Raw genomic sequence first — 13,559 nt, forward strand, 5'->3', positions numbered from 1 at the left:
TTAGGGGTGTCAAAAATGGGTGGTATTATATTGTTTGATGGTATTTGTAATTTCTGTAATAGCAGTGTGCAATTTATAATCAAACGCGATCAAGCTGCGTTCTTCAAGTTTGCTTCGATTCAAAGTGAGGTTGGGCAAGCCCTTCTTGCACAATACAAAGTACCAGCAAATATCGATAGTGTGATTTACATTGAGGAAGGTAATATTTATTTTGAATCAACAGCAGCGCTTAAAATTAGTCGACGTTTAGATGGCTTATGGCCTGCTTGCTACGTGCTAATTGTTATTCCACAATGTATACGAAATACAGCATATAAACTTTTTGCAAAAAATCGTTATCGTCTTTTCGGTAAAAAGCAAGCATGTCTATTACCAACACCTTCACAACGACAACGTTTTCTTTAAAGTGCCAGTCACTCAAACAATTCTGAATTGAGCACAAAACATAAGCCGCAATAGGCGACGCGACAGCGACGGTTGCGGCTTAAACTTGAAGGTGTAACCTGAAGGTGTCAGGCACACAAACAATTTTGAAAATTTTATTACTATCCAAGTAAAAATCCACGAAGATTACTGCGGCTTACATCGTGCCCGCGGAAAGCAAAGTGGATTTTTTACGTTCGTTATAGAAACCCTGGTATTGTGCTCAAGAAAACTATGAACTGGCTCTCGGCTCTAATTTCCGTCTGTCGCCTTACATTATTGATCTGAGACGAGATAGCCCTTTTTTTGCAACGATTGCTCAATTAAGTCTAACACTTCAACGGAAGGTGCTGAAATAACATGAAGATGAGTGCCGCCTGTAAGGGCAGATAAGTAGCTTGCTTGTGTATCATTTACACGTTGTACAAATTTTTCAACTTCATGACGATTGGAGACCATGAACGAAGCGGTAAGCTCTCCGTAAATGGGATGCTCGACAATGACATTTTTAACGGTTCCACCACAGTCCACAATTGTTAACAATTCGTCTTTAGCGTCTTCAGGTTTGTGGAAACATGGGATTGTCCGTTCAACAGTTTGACTGAGTTGCTCTTGGTGCATATAAATATAACCTTGGCTTGTTGCAATGATAGGTTCATTTCTAGCCTTTAATAATGTCATATCATTAACTATGACCTGTCTAGAAACATTTGCAAATTTAGCGAAGTCTGTCCCAGTTATAGGTGTGTTGCTTTTTTTTAGCAGTTCTAAAAGTTGCAGTCGGCGTTCCTCGCCTAACATTTTTTTCATAAAAGATCACCTCTGCCATGTAATAAAGGAAGTGTTATTCCTTAAGCAATAGTGTACCATGAAGCTTTTCCACCATGCGTAATTTTTTGTATCCAAATGAAACATTGAACATATGATACGTAGAGAGGAAGGGAGGAAAAAATTGCGTATTCATATTGTTCAAAAGGGAGATACGTTGTGGAAGATTGCGAAAGAGTACGGTATTTCGTTTGAGGATTTAAAGCGACTCAATGCCCATCTTGCCAACCCTGATTATATTGTTCCGGGCATGGAAATTATTTTGCCTGAAAAAATAAACATGGAGCCACATAAAGGATCACATAAGGAAACACATAAAGAAACACAAGTGCATAAAGAGATGCCAACTCAAACAAAGCCTAAGGAAAGTGTTAAAAAAGAGGTGCAAAGACCGATGCCGGTACCACCACCTATTGTTATTCAACCACCAGCACCGATGCCTATGCCAGAACCACAGATGATTCCAATACCGTTTCCAATGCCAATGCCAATGCCGATGCCACAACAACAGCAACCGATGTGGGTGCCTCAGCCAGTTGAACTTAGCTGGAACCAACAATTAGTAATGCCACAAGTGCAACAACCAGCACCACCACCACCAGTAGCACAGCCAGCACCGCCACCACCACCGCCGCCACCGCCAGCACCAGCACCGCCACCGGTTCATATGGTACCACATATGCCAATGGTACCTCATTGCTCTAGCTGTCATCAGCCAATGCATCATCAAATGTGGTGGCATATGCCAATGCATCCACAAGTAGAGGCATATCCAATGCCACAGCAACAAATGCCATATGCTATGCCGCAACAACCAATGCCAACTTATGTAGAAGGTGCGAATTTCTTAGAATCAAGCTCATCACCATTCTTTAATGAGCCACAAATGCAGCCTCAATTTGAACAGATGCCAATGATGCCGATGATGCCGATGAATCAACCTTGCGGATGTGGCTCACAGCATGGAATGGGTCAATCTTGCGGATGTGGTTCACAACATGGAATGGGTCAATCCTGTGGATGTGACTCTCAGCCGGTAATGATGCCTAATTGGCAATTTGACCATGGTCAATGCCCACCGCCATGCCCGCCACCATGTCCTTCAACTGGACCATGGGTTTCACCGAACTTTTTCCCAGGCGGGATGACGCCTTATCGATGGTAAAAAGGCATACATTGTTGAAGAAGTAAAGCCGAACATTTGGAAGTATAAATATCGATCAAATCATTATTTTGTGAAACGAGCAAAGCAGTTAGAAATAGCAGATAAGGTGAGGGCAATTCATCGTCAACTTGGACGAATAGAGCCCTCTCTCGTCCTGCCTCTAGTAAAAAGTGATGATGAGCAACTTATCGTTCAAATGTGGCAAGAAGGAAGCCACAGTGCGAATTTTGCACATAAAAAAGATAGAGAACAATCTTTAAAGTTATTAAACACACTGCATGATACAAATCAAAAAATTGCGTGGCAACGAGTGCCAGGTTTGTATACCTTCTCACAGCTTTTAAAATGGCAGATGCGTCATATGCGTTTTAAAAGTAGACGAAATGAATTTAGAGCATTTTTAACGAGAGAAGAAGTGGATCAAATCATTCATTTTAGTGAAAAGGCTTTGCAGTTAATGGAACAAGAAAATGTGCCAGAAAAAGATATAACGTTGCTACATGGTGATGTCGTTCATCATAATTTCTTATGGTGTTCAGATGGGGAATTACGCTTAATCGATTTTGATCTTGCACATCTTGGTGAAGCCGATGATGAATATATATTATGGCTGCATCGTGTATTACCTGCAGTAGATTATAATATTGATAGTATATTGAACGAATTACCAGAGCTTCAACGGTTAGATAAGAGAAAGTTACATCGTTTAAAGTTTCCAAATGAATTATTGCGAGAGTGGTTATTTGCTGTAGATTTGCCACTAGAACAACAGCTAGTATTTTTAGATTATTTAATACCGTTTACTAAGCGAGCCTTAACATACTGGCCGAAACTGTGGTACGATATTGATAGAGTGATGAAGAAATGACCGTCCCCGAGGCGGTCATTTTTGCATGTGAACGGTACGATCGCCATTTATATAGTCGAGCATTCGTTCGCTATATGCTATAATCGAAGACGATGAATGTGAGGGATTTTACATGTATGATTATTTAAAAGGACAAGTAGTGCGTATTACGCCTGAGTATATCGTTCTAGAGCAACAAGGGATTGGCTGGCAGTTGAATACACCTAATCCATTTGTATTTCGTGCGTCAGCCGTAGAACAACAAATATACGTACATCTACATGTTCGAGAAGATGCACAAATGCTGTATGGCTTTCCAAATTTAGACCAACGAGAGCTGTTCCGAAAATTAATTTTAGTGTCGGGCATTGGGCCTAAAGGTGCGCTTGCGATTTTAGCGACAGGCAACCCACAACAAGTAATCAGTGCCATCGAGCGAGAAGATGAAGCATTTTTAGTGAAATTCCCTGGTGTTGGTAAAAAGACAGCACGTCAAATGATTCTAGATTTGAAAGGCAAACTTGGTTCTTTACTTGACACAATTGAGTTACCTAGCTCTGAGGATGAGTTACCATTATTTGGCGTCAATCCATATAAGCATGAACTAGAAGAAGCTATTCTAGCATTAATGGCACTTGGCTATTCGGAAAAAGAACTCGATAAAATCCGACCGCTTCTTGAAGATAATGACAAGCTGGAAACAACAGATGCCTATATGAAGCAAGCATTACAGCTTCTACTAAAGTTAAAATAATGAAAGGGGGGCAGGTACATGTCAGAGCGCATGATAGCAAGTGAAGCAGGTAGTTATGATGAACAATTTGAATTATCTCTAAGGCCACAAAGATTAGCTCAATATATTGGGCAGCAGAAGGTTAAAGAGAACTTACAAATTTTCATTGAAGCGGCAAAGCTTCGGCAGGAAAGTTTGGATCATGTACTATTATATGGTCCTCCTGGATTGGGAAAGACGACATTAGCCGCGATTATTGCAAATGAAATGAATGTTAATGTTCGTATGACGAGTGGCCCTGCTATTGAACGTCCAGGAGATTTAGCCGCAATTTTAAGCTCACTGGAGCCGGGGGATGTATTATTTATTGATGAAATTCATCGCCTTCCCCGTGCGATTGAAGAAGTACTTTATCCGGCAATGGAGGATTTTTGTTTAGATATCGTTGTTGGAAAAGGCCCTGAAGCACGTTCTGTCCGTCTTGATTTGCCACCTTTTACACTCGTTGGGGCAACTACAAGAGCGGGAGCGTTGTCTGCGCCACTCCGAGATCGATTCGGTGTTCTGCTACGTCTAGAATTTTATGATGATACATCACTAGCTGAAATTGTAGTTAGAAGCGCGCATTTATTTGATGTCGATATTGAGCAAATAGCCGCAGGTGAAATGGCAAGACGCTCACGTGGCACGCCCCGTATCGCTAACCGCCTACTTAAACGAGTGCGAGATTATGCACAAGTGCTTGGAGATGGTATGATAACGGAGGACCTTGCCAAGCAAGCGCTAGAACTTTTACAAGTTGATCCTAGAGGGCTTGACCATATTGACCATAAACTTGTGACCAATATGATTGAGCGCTTCCGTGGTGGCCCAGTAGGCTTAGATACACTTGCTGCCTCCATAGGAGAAGAACGAGTGACGATAGAAGATGTGTACGAGCCTTATTTAATGCAAATAGGCTTTATTCAACGTACACCGCGTGGACGTGTTGCAACGCATCTTGCTTACGAACATTTTGGATATGATTATCCACAACAAACATAAAAGAAGGAAGTTTTTTCAATGCGTGTAGAAGATTTTGATTTTGAATTACCAGAGGAGCTCATTGCACAAACGCCACTTGTCGATCGTACGGCAAGCCGTTTAATGGTCGTGACACCGGGCTCAGAAAAAGTCGAGCATCATCATTTTGCCCATATATTAAATGAGCTACATGCTGGTGACTGTCTTGTATTAAATGATACAAGAGTATTACCAGCACGTTTAATGGGTGTGAAAGAGGAAACGGGCGCACATATCGAAGTTTTGCTTTTAAAGCAAACAGCAGGCACTGATGAATGGGAAACACTTGTAAAGCCGGCAAAGCGTGTTAAAGTGGGTACCGTTGTGACATTTGGCGACGGTTTACTAACCGCTACTTGTACAGCTGAGTTAGACCATGGTGGCCGTATGTTTGAATTTAAATACGAAGGCATTTTTTACGAAATTTTGGAGCAACTTGGAGAAATGCCATTGCCTCCATATATTCGCGAAAAATTAGATGACAGTGAGCGTTATCAAACTGTATATGCAAAAGAACGCGGCTCGGCTGCAGCACCAACAGCAGGTCTTCATTTTACGCAAGAATTATTAGATCAAGTTCGCGCAAAAGGTGTGGAAATTGTTTTTATAACGCTGCATGTTGGTCTTGGAACATTTCGTCCAGTGAGTGTGGACTCGATAGAAAATCACGAAATGCATGCTGAATTTTATAGTGTAACAGAAGAAGCGGCTGCTACAATCAACCGAGTGAAAGCTAATGGTGGTAATGTGATAGCTGTTGGTACAACATCTACTCGTACGCTCGAAACAATCGGCTCTAAGTATGGAGAAGTGCGTGCAGAGCAAGGTTGGACATCTATTTTCATTTATCCAGGCTATAAATTTACTGTAGTGGATGGTTTAATTACAAACTTCCATTTACCGAAATCGACATTAGTGATGCTTGTTAGTACACTTGCGACGAAGGATACGATATTAAGTGCCTACAATCAGGCAGTAGAAGAAAAATATCGCTTCTTCAGCTTTGGGGACGCTATGTTTATACGTCCAAGTTCAATTCGTAAATAAATGTTTTATCAACATTCTATTAAGACAGTTGAATGTTGATATTGATTTTTCAAAGTGAAAAATTAAAAAAATCGGAGTACTGTTTTTACTTTAGATAAGAGAGGATTTATTATTTTATGACACAACCAGCAATTCGTTATGAATTACTTCATACATGTAAGCAAACAGGAGCACGACTAGGCATCGTGCATACACCCCATGGCTCTTTTGAAACACCAGCATTTATGCCTGTGGGGACTCAAGCGACCGTTAAAACGATGTCTCCAGAGGAATTAAAAGAAATGAATGCGGGCATTATTCTTTCAAATACGTACCATTTATGGCTTCGTCCAGGCAATGATATTGTTAAGGAAGCAGGTGGACTGCATAAATTTATGAATTGGGATCGCCCGATTTTAACAGATTCAGGTGGCTTCCAAGTATTTTCACTGAGCCAATTCCGTAAAATTGAAGAAGAAGGTGTCCATTTCCGTAACCATTTAAATGGAGATAAGCTGTTTTTAAGTCCAGAAAAGGCGATGGAAATTCAAAATGATTTAGGTTCAGACATTATGATGGCATTTGATGAATGTCCACCTTACCCAGCGACATATGACTATATGCTGAAATCAGTAGATAGAACGACGCGTTGGGCAAAGCGATGCAAAGAAGCGCATGCTCGTCCAGAAGATCAAGGCCTGTTCGGCATTATTCAAGGTGGGGAATTCGAGGAATTACGTCGTCGCTCTGCTGAAGCATTAGTAGAGCTTGATTTTCCGGGTTATGCAATAGGGGGCTTATCAGTCGGCGAACCTAAAGATGTGATGAACCGAGTGCTAGAATTTACGACACCGTTAATGCCATCAAATAAGCCGCGTTATTTAATGGGTGTTGGTTCTCCAGATTCTCTTATTGACGGCGCTATTCGAGGAATCGATATGTTTGACTGTGTATTACCAACACGAATTGCACGCAATGGTACATTAATGACATCTGAAGGCCGTTTAGTCGTTAAAAATGCGAAATATGCACGTGATTTCGGTCCAATTGATCCAAACTGTGATTGCTACACATGTAAAAATTATTCTCGTGCGTATGTTCGTCATTTAATTCGTACAGAAGAGACATTCGGTATACGTTTAACTTCTTATCATAACTTACATTTTTTACTGAAGCTCATGGAGCAAGTGCGTGAGGCTATTCGTGAGGATCGTCTTGGTGATTTCCGTGAAGAATTTTTCGAAAAATACGGTTTTAATGGGCCGAATGCTAAAAACTTCTAAAAATGGAATGAGTCTTAGCGAAAATTTACCTGTTATAGAAAAACTATTGATAATATAGAAAAATTTTGGGCTTGTCCATCGCTTTTTTAGGGTGAAATAGTCTATACTAAAAAAGTGAGATTTGGAAAGGGGGCTAACAATATGAATATGGAATCAATTTTAGGATTTGCGCCTATTATATTGATGTTCGTGGCGATGTGGTTCATTTTAATCCGTCCTGCTAAAAAGAGACAGCAAGAAACGCAAAATATGCAAAGTAGCTTACAGCGCGGTGATAAAGTTATTACAATCGGTGGCTTACATGGTGTTATCGACTCAATTGAGGACACTGCTATCACTTTAGTTATCGCTGATAATGTTCGCGTTAAATTTGACCGTCAAGCAATTGGACGTGTCGTAAATGACCAAGTATAATAATATAAGGCGTTGTCCCAAATAATTTTTGGACAACGCCTTTGCAATTCTAAAAGCTTTGTCGAAATGTGCGCATTTTTGACACAGCTTTTTTGTATAAAAAGCAACTGTTACGGTCACCTTGATATTGTGGGGGTGTCTGGATGGAAGAATATTTAACAATTATTTTTAGAACGTGCTTTTTATATGTGTTTATACTTATTGTTTTTCGTTTAATGGGTAAACGAGAAGTAGGTGAACTTTCTGTCATCGATTTAGTCGTGTTTGTTTTGATTGCGGAAGTTGCCGCTTTTGCACTTGATGATTATGAAAATTCTTTATTTAATGCCATTTTACCGATTATTATTTTGCTCTTTATTCAAATATTGAGTGCTTATTTATCGTTAAAAAATAAAAAGATACGTGATTTAGTTGATGGTGATCCAGCATTGCTCGTTAAAGATGGTATTATCCAAGAAAAAGAAATGCGAAAGCAACGCTATAATTTAGATGACCTATGTCAGCAACTACGGGAAAAGGGCATTTCTTCAGTTACTGAAATAGCTTTTGCCTATTTAGAGCCTTCTGGAAATCTTTCCGTTTATAAAAAGGATGAGAAGGCATTTGTCTATCCGCTTATAATTGATGGTGATATACAAGATAGACATTTATTGCTAATTCATAAAGATGAGGATTGGTTAATGGATGAGCTAGCTAAAAATAATATTCAGGATACTAGTACAGTGTTCTTTTGTATATGGGAAGACAATCGCCTGCATATTCAATTAAAGGAATTTTAAACCTTCTTGGCTAATTTACGAATATAAAGGAAATCTGTAAAGCGTAATTGGTTGGTCATTAATAACAGCGTAAATAGTAAAAATAATGTAACACAGCTACTTAATAGGAATGGTAGTGGCATAATTTGCATGAAGAAATATTGCGCAATACAAACGCCAATAAAACAACTATAAGGTACAACGAACATACGGAAGCCTGCGCGTAAATTTTTGCGTTGTCTAACTGTAGCGATATGCAAGAACGATGTAAGTAAAACACCGAAGCCAATTGCTACAACAGCACCTTTTTCTTGTATCCCAGGTTGAGAGGCCAGTACAAACATAACGAATAGTTTGCCAAGACCACCGTATATTGAATTCATCATTGCAGCACGAGCTTCACCGACAGCTTGTAAAATCGAATGTAATGGACTTTGAATGTAATAAAAATAAAAAATGGGTGCTAAAATTTTCACATAGCCTCTATTTTCTTCTAAGTGAAATAATTTCATTGCTAAGTCATCACCGTGTACGAAAAAATACGTAGCAGCGAAGCAACCTACCAATGAAGATAAGCGTAGAGAAACAGATATACGTTCCTGTAAAAGAGCGTTATGTTGACGAGCGACTGCATCACTAACAGCAGGAATAAGGACAATTGAAAGTGCAGTGGATACAAAGGCTGGGAATAATAGCAGGGGCACTAAAACACCTGAAATAACTCCGTATAATATAGTCGCAGCAGATGCTGTCAATCCTGCCATCGTTAATGCCTTTAAAAAGATAATTGGTTCTAAAAACCAAGTGAAAGAGCCAAACAGTTTGCTTCCCGCTGAAGGTATGGCAACCCGCAACATCGGTGAAGCAGGATAGGACTCCACTTTGCTTTTTCTTGGCAATAATCTTTTCTTTGAAACCGTATAATGTAGCCATAAATACAAGAAAGCAACTACTTCAGCTAACAGTGTAATACCCATTGCAGAAGCTGCAGTTATCGAAGCATTATTATAAGCAGCAACCAATGGTAACATGAAGGTAATAAACCCGATACGAACAATTTGTTCAAGCATTTGTGCCCAAGCGGTTGGTGTAATTTTAGCAACGCCCTGTAAATAAGCGCGGAGTAATCCTGAACCGACCGAAACTGGCACAGCGAAGAGTGCAATCCAAAGTGTAAATGTTGTTTGTTCATTATGTAACAGCGTAGTAGAGATATAAGGTATTGTCAGTGCAACGAGTGGCATAAAAACAATCATACCGATAAACGACCAAAGGATTGCCGTACGCATCACGCCAAAAATGCTTTCGCGTTTATTTTTTGCTAGTAATTCAGCTACAATTTTTGCTACAGCGATAGGTAGTCCAAGTTGAATGAGTGAGATGAAGAAAATAAATGCAGGATAGGCGGTCATATAAATACCGACTGCCTCTTCACCAGCAATACGCATAAACTGCATTCTATAAAAGAAGCCAAAGAGTTTAGATAAGAAAATCACAAACATTAAAAATAGTGTACCTCTTACAAAAGAACTCATGCCATCCGTCCCTTCTCAAGCCGCAAAAATTCATTTACACTATTTGTATGCAAACACTTCTTACGATACAACTTTGATTGGAGATGATTCAAAATGAGTATGCAACATGCACAACTATTTGAAAAAATTCGTCCGGCAATTGATAGTAAGATTGCAGAATTTAAGTATTATAATTATGATGCGATTACAGCAGAAGAATTATGGCGTTTTTGCGTAGAAAAAAAATGGCGGAAAAAAAATATAGAGCAATTGCGCTTATATGAAATTATTGCTACTATTTTTGCAGTTTCACCGTCTGATATTGTCTCATTCAACCAAGTAGAGTTTTTGCAAAGTGGGGATTGGTTTGCAGAAATAAACACAGAGGAACTAAAATCATTGCTTGGTCCGTTGAAAACACAAGCAGAATATGTCGGTTCTGTAAAAGATTAATAAGAATACTACAGTGTTGAATTGACACCAAGCGCAACGTGTTTCATAATGAGTGTGTTGCGCTTTTTTACTTTGTACAAGCCTTATCGAAAAAAAGGCTGTAAAAAGTTGTAAGGAATTTGGATTTCCCTACATAAATGTTCCGCTTACTATTCATAATGAAATGGGAGACGCATCTTCTATTAGTACGGGATTTGCGCGTTATTGAACGATTAAAATAAGTAAAGCAACCCTTTTGAAGCACGAGCTACAATTATTCTAAGGTAAAGGAGGAATACAGGTTTCAAAAGGTATTGCTAGTATACTTGTTTGCAGTGTAAGGGATGCCCTTGCACCAATTCGAGGAGGATTTATAGATGAAATTAAGAAGTCGAATTGTTGCATTCGTGCTACTTTTGGTGCTATTTGCAGCTTCCATGGGTACGACTGTAGATGGCGTCTTAAAGGACATTAAGCTTGGTCTTGATTTACAAGGCGGGTTTGAGGTACTTTATGAGGTCAATGAATTAAAAGAAGGACAAAAAATCACACCAGAGGTTGTAACCGCTACGGCAACAGCTCTTAGTAACCGTGTCAATGCAATTGGGGTAAGTGAACCAAGCATACAGGTTGAAGACAAAAACCGTATTCGTGTGCAATTAGCTGGGGTTGAAGACCAAGAATCTGCTCGTAAAATGCTATCTACATCTGCGAATTTAACATTCCGTGATGTCGATGATAATTTACTTTTAGATGGTGATGATTTAAAGGCTGATGGTGCGTCAGCTTCCTTTGACCAACAAAACCGTCCAATTGTTTCGCTAACGTTAAAAGATGCGAAAAAATTTGCGGATATTACGAGTAAAATTGCTGCCAAACCACAAGGCCAAAATTTACTGGTTGTATGGCTAGACTTTGAAGAAGGTGTCGATTCTTATAAAGCGGAATCACAAAAAGCGAAACCTCGCTATGCTTCTGCAGCAACAGTTAGTCAAACGTTAAATACTACAGATGTAATGATCAGTGGTAACTTTACAGTGGACGAAACAAAAAATTTAGCAGGTATTTTAAATGCAGGGGCACTTCCAGTGAAACTTGATGAGATTTACTCTACATCAGTTGGGGCACAATTCGGGGACCAAGCATTAAAAAGTACAGTATTTGCAGGTATTGTGGGCGTAATAGTTATATTCCTATTTATGCTATTCTACTACCGTTTACCTGGTTTCATTTCGATTGTTACTCTTGCTGTCTTCACATTCTTAGTACTTGTAGTGTTCGACTGGATTAATGCCGTGCTAACATTGCCAGGTATTGCAGCCATCGTGCTCGGAATAGGGATGGCAGTAGATGCGAATATCCTAGCAGCAGAACGTATTCGAGAAGAGCTACGTGTTGGTTATTCGGTAAAACAAGCATTCCAGATTGGTTCAAAACAATCTTTATCGGCGATTGTCGATGCTCAGCTAACAACATTATTAGCTGCAGGTGTATTATTCTACTTCGGTACAAGCTCTGTAAAAGGATTTGCAACAACATTAATCATTAGTATCTTATTGAGCTTCCTAACGGCTGTTTGGGGTTCTCGTGTGCTACTAGGGTTACTAGTAAACAGCGGTTACTTTAATAATCCAGCATGGTTTGGTATACCAAAATCTAAACAACATAGCTTGGATGAAAAAATTGGTACATTAGATTTATCAACGAAATTCGATCGATTTGACTTTGTTCACAACCGTAAAAAATTCTATACGCTCTCTTTAGCTATTTTTGTTGCAGGGATTGTCGTTCTTGGAATTTTCCGCTTAAATCTTGGGATTGACTTCTCAAGTGGTACGCGAGCGCAAATAGAAGCGGATCAAACATTAACAAAAGAAGAAGTTTCAAAATATGTGTCTAGCATCGGTTTCCCATCTGATGATATTGTGCTTTCAGGTGAGAAAAATAATATGGCGGTTATCCGTTATAAAGATGACTTATCACAAAGTGAAATTTTAAAATTCAAGAAGGTAGTGGGCGAGAAATATGGTCATGAGCCTGGGGTAAGTACCGTATCTCCAACTATCGGTAAAGAGCTAGTAAAAAATGCTATTAAAGCATTAGCACTTGCTGCACTTGGAATCATCATTTATGTAGCGATTCGATTTGAATGGCGTATGGGTATTGGCGCGATTGTATCGCTTCTGCATGACGTATTCCTAATTATTGCTGTCTTTAGTTTTATGCGCTTAGAAGTGGACATTACGTTTATTGCGGCCGTACTGACAATTGTTGGTTACTCCATTAACGATACCATTGTTACATTTGACCGCATGCGTGAAAACTTAGAGCAATATGATACAATTCAAGACCGAGAAGTCTTGGCGAACATTGTTAATAAATCGTTGCGTCAAACGATGGGACGTTCGGTAAATACGGTATTAACTGTAATTATCGTTGTAGTGTCGCTCCTTATTTTCGGTGCACCATCAATTGAAACGTTCTCAATTGCGTTATTAATTGGTTTAATTACAGGTATGTATTCTTCAATCTGTATTGCAGCCCAAATCTGGTACTCACTAAAAGTGCGTGAGATGAAAAAATCAGATGGTCAATTACGCAAAAAAGAGAAAAAACAATGGGGAACAGACGAACCTACTGTTTAATAAATAGTTAAAAGAGCCATTCTCAACTGATGTTGAGATGGCTCTTTTTGTATGGTTTGAATACTTCCTGCATAGCTAGGCATTATAGTATATCTGATCTTTATTTTAATTATTAATTAAGAATCCGAGCAACCCGTAACGGAAATTAGCATGTAAATTGAAAGAAATATTATCGCTAATAAACGTGAAGAAATAGCCGATAGATTGCTTGAACTATCGCTAATAAAAGAGCAACTTTATGTGCTGAAAAACATCTTTAAATCAGAATTGGTTGACAATTATTGTAGGGTGGCATAGAATAAGGCTAACTTTTCGTTCGGATACGGCAGAAGGTCTCGGGAGCGAGATCAGCCTAGAACAGATGAGCAGAGCATAGACGAGAATAGCTGAGAAATTGTTGAATAAGAGTAGTAGCATAAGTGTGCAATC

General features: G+C 39.3%; 13 protein-coding genes and 1 other annotated feature (1 of these 14 running past the window's edge). Of the genes, 11 read left to right on the top strand and 2 right to left on the bottom strand.

The features are described 5' to 3' along the window. Nucleotides 1-15: 15 nt before the first annotated feature. The gene (locus ACIQXJ_RS03080) at nt 16-405 is read left to right on the top strand and encodes a thiol-disulfide oxidoreductase DCC family protein (protein WP_403049496.1); all 390 of its coding nucleotides are present in this window, start codon (nt 16-18) and stop codon (nt 403-405) included. A gap of 294 nt (nt 406-699) precedes the next feature. Here the strand turns inward: ACIQXJ_RS03080 and ACIQXJ_RS03085 are convergent, their stop codons facing one another. After that, nucleotides 700-1,233 (bottom strand): transcription repressor NadR, encoded by a 534-nt coding sequence (locus ACIQXJ_RS03085; protein ID WP_403049499.1) that lies wholly within the window; start codon nt 1,231-1,233, stop codon nt 700-702. A 142-nt stretch (nt 1,234-1,375) separates the two neighbouring features. Here ACIQXJ_RS03085 and ACIQXJ_RS03090 point away from each other — a divergent pair, with 142 nt between their 5' ends. The 8 genes from ACIQXJ_RS03090 (at nt 1,376) to ACIQXJ_RS03125 (ending at nt 8,560) form a co-directional block, all read left to right on the top strand. Next, the gene (locus ACIQXJ_RS03090) at nt 1,376-2,416 is read left to right on the top strand and encodes a LysM peptidoglycan-binding domain-containing protein (protein WP_403049501.1); all 1,041 of its coding nucleotides are present in this window, start codon (nt 1,376-1,378) and stop codon (nt 2,414-2,416) included. A 70-nt stretch (nt 2,417-2,486) separates the two neighbouring features. Further along, a complete protein-coding gene (locus ACIQXJ_RS03095) occupies nt 2,487-3,284 on the top strand; it encodes a phosphotransferase (RefSeq protein WP_403049504.1) in 798 nt (265 codons plus the stop codon). Between the two features lie 112 nt (nt 3,285-3,396). After that, nucleotides 3,397-4,017, top strand: coding sequence for a Holliday junction branch migration protein RuvA (ruvA, locus tag ACIQXJ_RS03100; RefSeq protein WP_403049507.1), 621 nt, complete (start codon nt 3,397-3,399; stop codon nt 4,015-4,017). A gap of 18 nt (nt 4,018-4,035) precedes the next feature. Beyond that, on the top strand, nt 4,036-5,040 hold the full coding sequence (ruvB, locus tag ACIQXJ_RS03105; RefSeq protein WP_340823427.1) for a Holliday junction branch migration DNA helicase RuvB: 1,005 nt from the start codon (nt 4,036-4,038) through the stop codon (nt 5,038-5,040). 18 nt (nt 5,041-5,058) lie between these two features. After that, on the top strand, nt 5,059-6,105 hold the full coding sequence (gene queA, locus ACIQXJ_RS03110) for a tRNA preQ1(34) S-adenosylmethionine ribosyltransferase-isomerase QueA (protein WP_401018055.1): 1,047 nt from the start codon (nt 5,059-5,061) through the stop codon (nt 6,103-6,105). Between the two features lie 116 nt (nt 6,106-6,221). Continuing rightward, nucleotides 6,222-7,367: a tRNA guanosine(34) transglycosylase Tgt gene (tgt, locus tag ACIQXJ_RS03115; RefSeq protein WP_402886053.1), complete on the top strand. Its 1,146-nt coding sequence runs from the start codon at nt 6,222-6,224 to the stop codon at nt 7,365-7,367. Nucleotides 7,368-7,514: 147 nt separating this feature from the next. Then, nucleotides 7,515-7,781: a preprotein translocase subunit YajC gene (gene yajC / locus ACIQXJ_RS03120; RefSeq protein ID WP_401009861.1), complete on the top strand. Its 267-nt coding sequence runs from the start codon at nt 7,515-7,517 to the stop codon at nt 7,779-7,781. A 143-nt stretch (nt 7,782-7,924) separates the two neighbouring features. After that, nucleotides 7,925-8,560, top strand: coding sequence for a DUF421 domain-containing protein (locus ACIQXJ_RS03125; protein ID WP_403049510.1), 636 nt, complete (start codon nt 7,925-7,927; stop codon nt 8,558-8,560). Here ACIQXJ_RS03125 and ACIQXJ_RS03130 read toward each other — a convergent pair. Beyond that, complete coding sequence (locus tag ACIQXJ_RS03130) at nt 8,557-10,074, bottom strand: putative polysaccharide biosynthesis protein (protein ID WP_403049513.1); 1,518 nt, start codon at nt 10,072-10,074, stop codon at nt 8,557-8,559. The two genes, ACIQXJ_RS03125 and ACIQXJ_RS03130, sit on opposite strands and share 4 nt — an antisense overlap. A 93-nt stretch (nt 10,075-10,167) precedes the next feature. Between ACIQXJ_RS03130 and ACIQXJ_RS03135 the strand changes: the two genes are divergently transcribed. After that, nucleotides 10,168-10,506 carry a post-transcriptional regulator gene (locus ACIQXJ_RS03135; protein ID WP_403049516.1) on the top strand — a complete coding sequence of 113 codons (339 nt, stop codon included), beginning with the start codon at nt 10,168-10,170 and terminating at the stop codon, nt 10,504-10,506. A 356-nt stretch (nt 10,507-10,862) separates the two neighbouring features. After that, nucleotides 10,863-13,130, top strand: a complete 2,268-nt coding sequence (gene secDF / locus ACIQXJ_RS03140) for a protein translocase subunit SecDF (protein WP_403049519.1) — start codon at nt 10,863-10,865, stop codon at nt 13,128-13,130. Nucleotides 13,131-13,518: 388 nt separating this feature from the next. Continuing rightward, nucleotides 13,519-13,559, top strand: a binding site (T-box leader) (it continues 251 nt past the right edge of the window).

This window comes from Lysinibacillus sp. NPDC097868 (assembly GCF_044761135.1).
GTDB lineage: Bacteria > Bacillota > Bacilli > Bacillales_A > Planococcaceae > Lysinibacillus.

What these genes read in the sequence shown, in the direction of transcription:
- yajC (WP_401009861.1), top strand. Translation starts at nt 7,515, where the DNA reads ATGGAATCAATTTTAGGATTTGCGCCTATTATATTGATGTTCGTGGCG.
- queA (WP_401018055.1), top strand. Translation starts at nt 5,059, where the DNA reads ATGCGTGTAGAAGATTTTGATTTTGAATTACCAGAGGAGCTCATTGCA.
- tgt (WP_402886053.1), top strand. Translation starts at nt 6,222, where the DNA reads ATGACACAACCAGCAATTCGTTATGAATTACTTCATACATGTAAGCAA.
- secDF (WP_403049519.1), top strand. Translation starts at nt 10,863, where the DNA reads ATGAAATTAAGAAGTCGAATTGTTGCATTCGTGCTACTTTTGGTGCTA.
- ACIQXJ_RS03135 (WP_403049516.1), top strand. Translation starts at nt 10,168, where the DNA reads ATGAGTATGCAACATGCACAACTATTTGAAAAAATTCGTCCGGCAATT.
- ACIQXJ_RS03125 (WP_403049510.1), top strand. Translation starts at nt 7,925, where the DNA reads ATGGAAGAATATTTAACAATTATTTTTAGAACGTGCTTTTTATATGTG.
- ruvB (WP_340823427.1), top strand. Translation starts at nt 4,036, where the DNA reads ATGTCAGAGCGCATGATAGCAAGTGAAGCAGGTAGTTATGATGAACAA.
- ACIQXJ_RS03085 (WP_403049499.1), bottom strand. Translation starts at nt 1,233, where the DNA reads ATGAAAAAAATGTTAGGCGAGGAACGCCGACTGCAACTTTTAGAACTG.
- ruvA (WP_403049507.1), top strand. Translation starts at nt 3,397, where the DNA reads ATGTATGATTATTTAAAAGGACAAGTAGTGCGTATTACGCCTGAGTAT.
- ACIQXJ_RS03080 (WP_403049496.1), top strand. Translation starts at nt 16, where the DNA reads ATGGGTGGTATTATATTGTTTGATGGTATTTGTAATTTCTGTAATAGC.
- ACIQXJ_RS03130 (WP_403049513.1), bottom strand. Translation starts at nt 10,074, where the DNA reads ATGAGTTCTTTTGTAAGAGGTACACTATTTTTAATGTTTGTGATTTTC.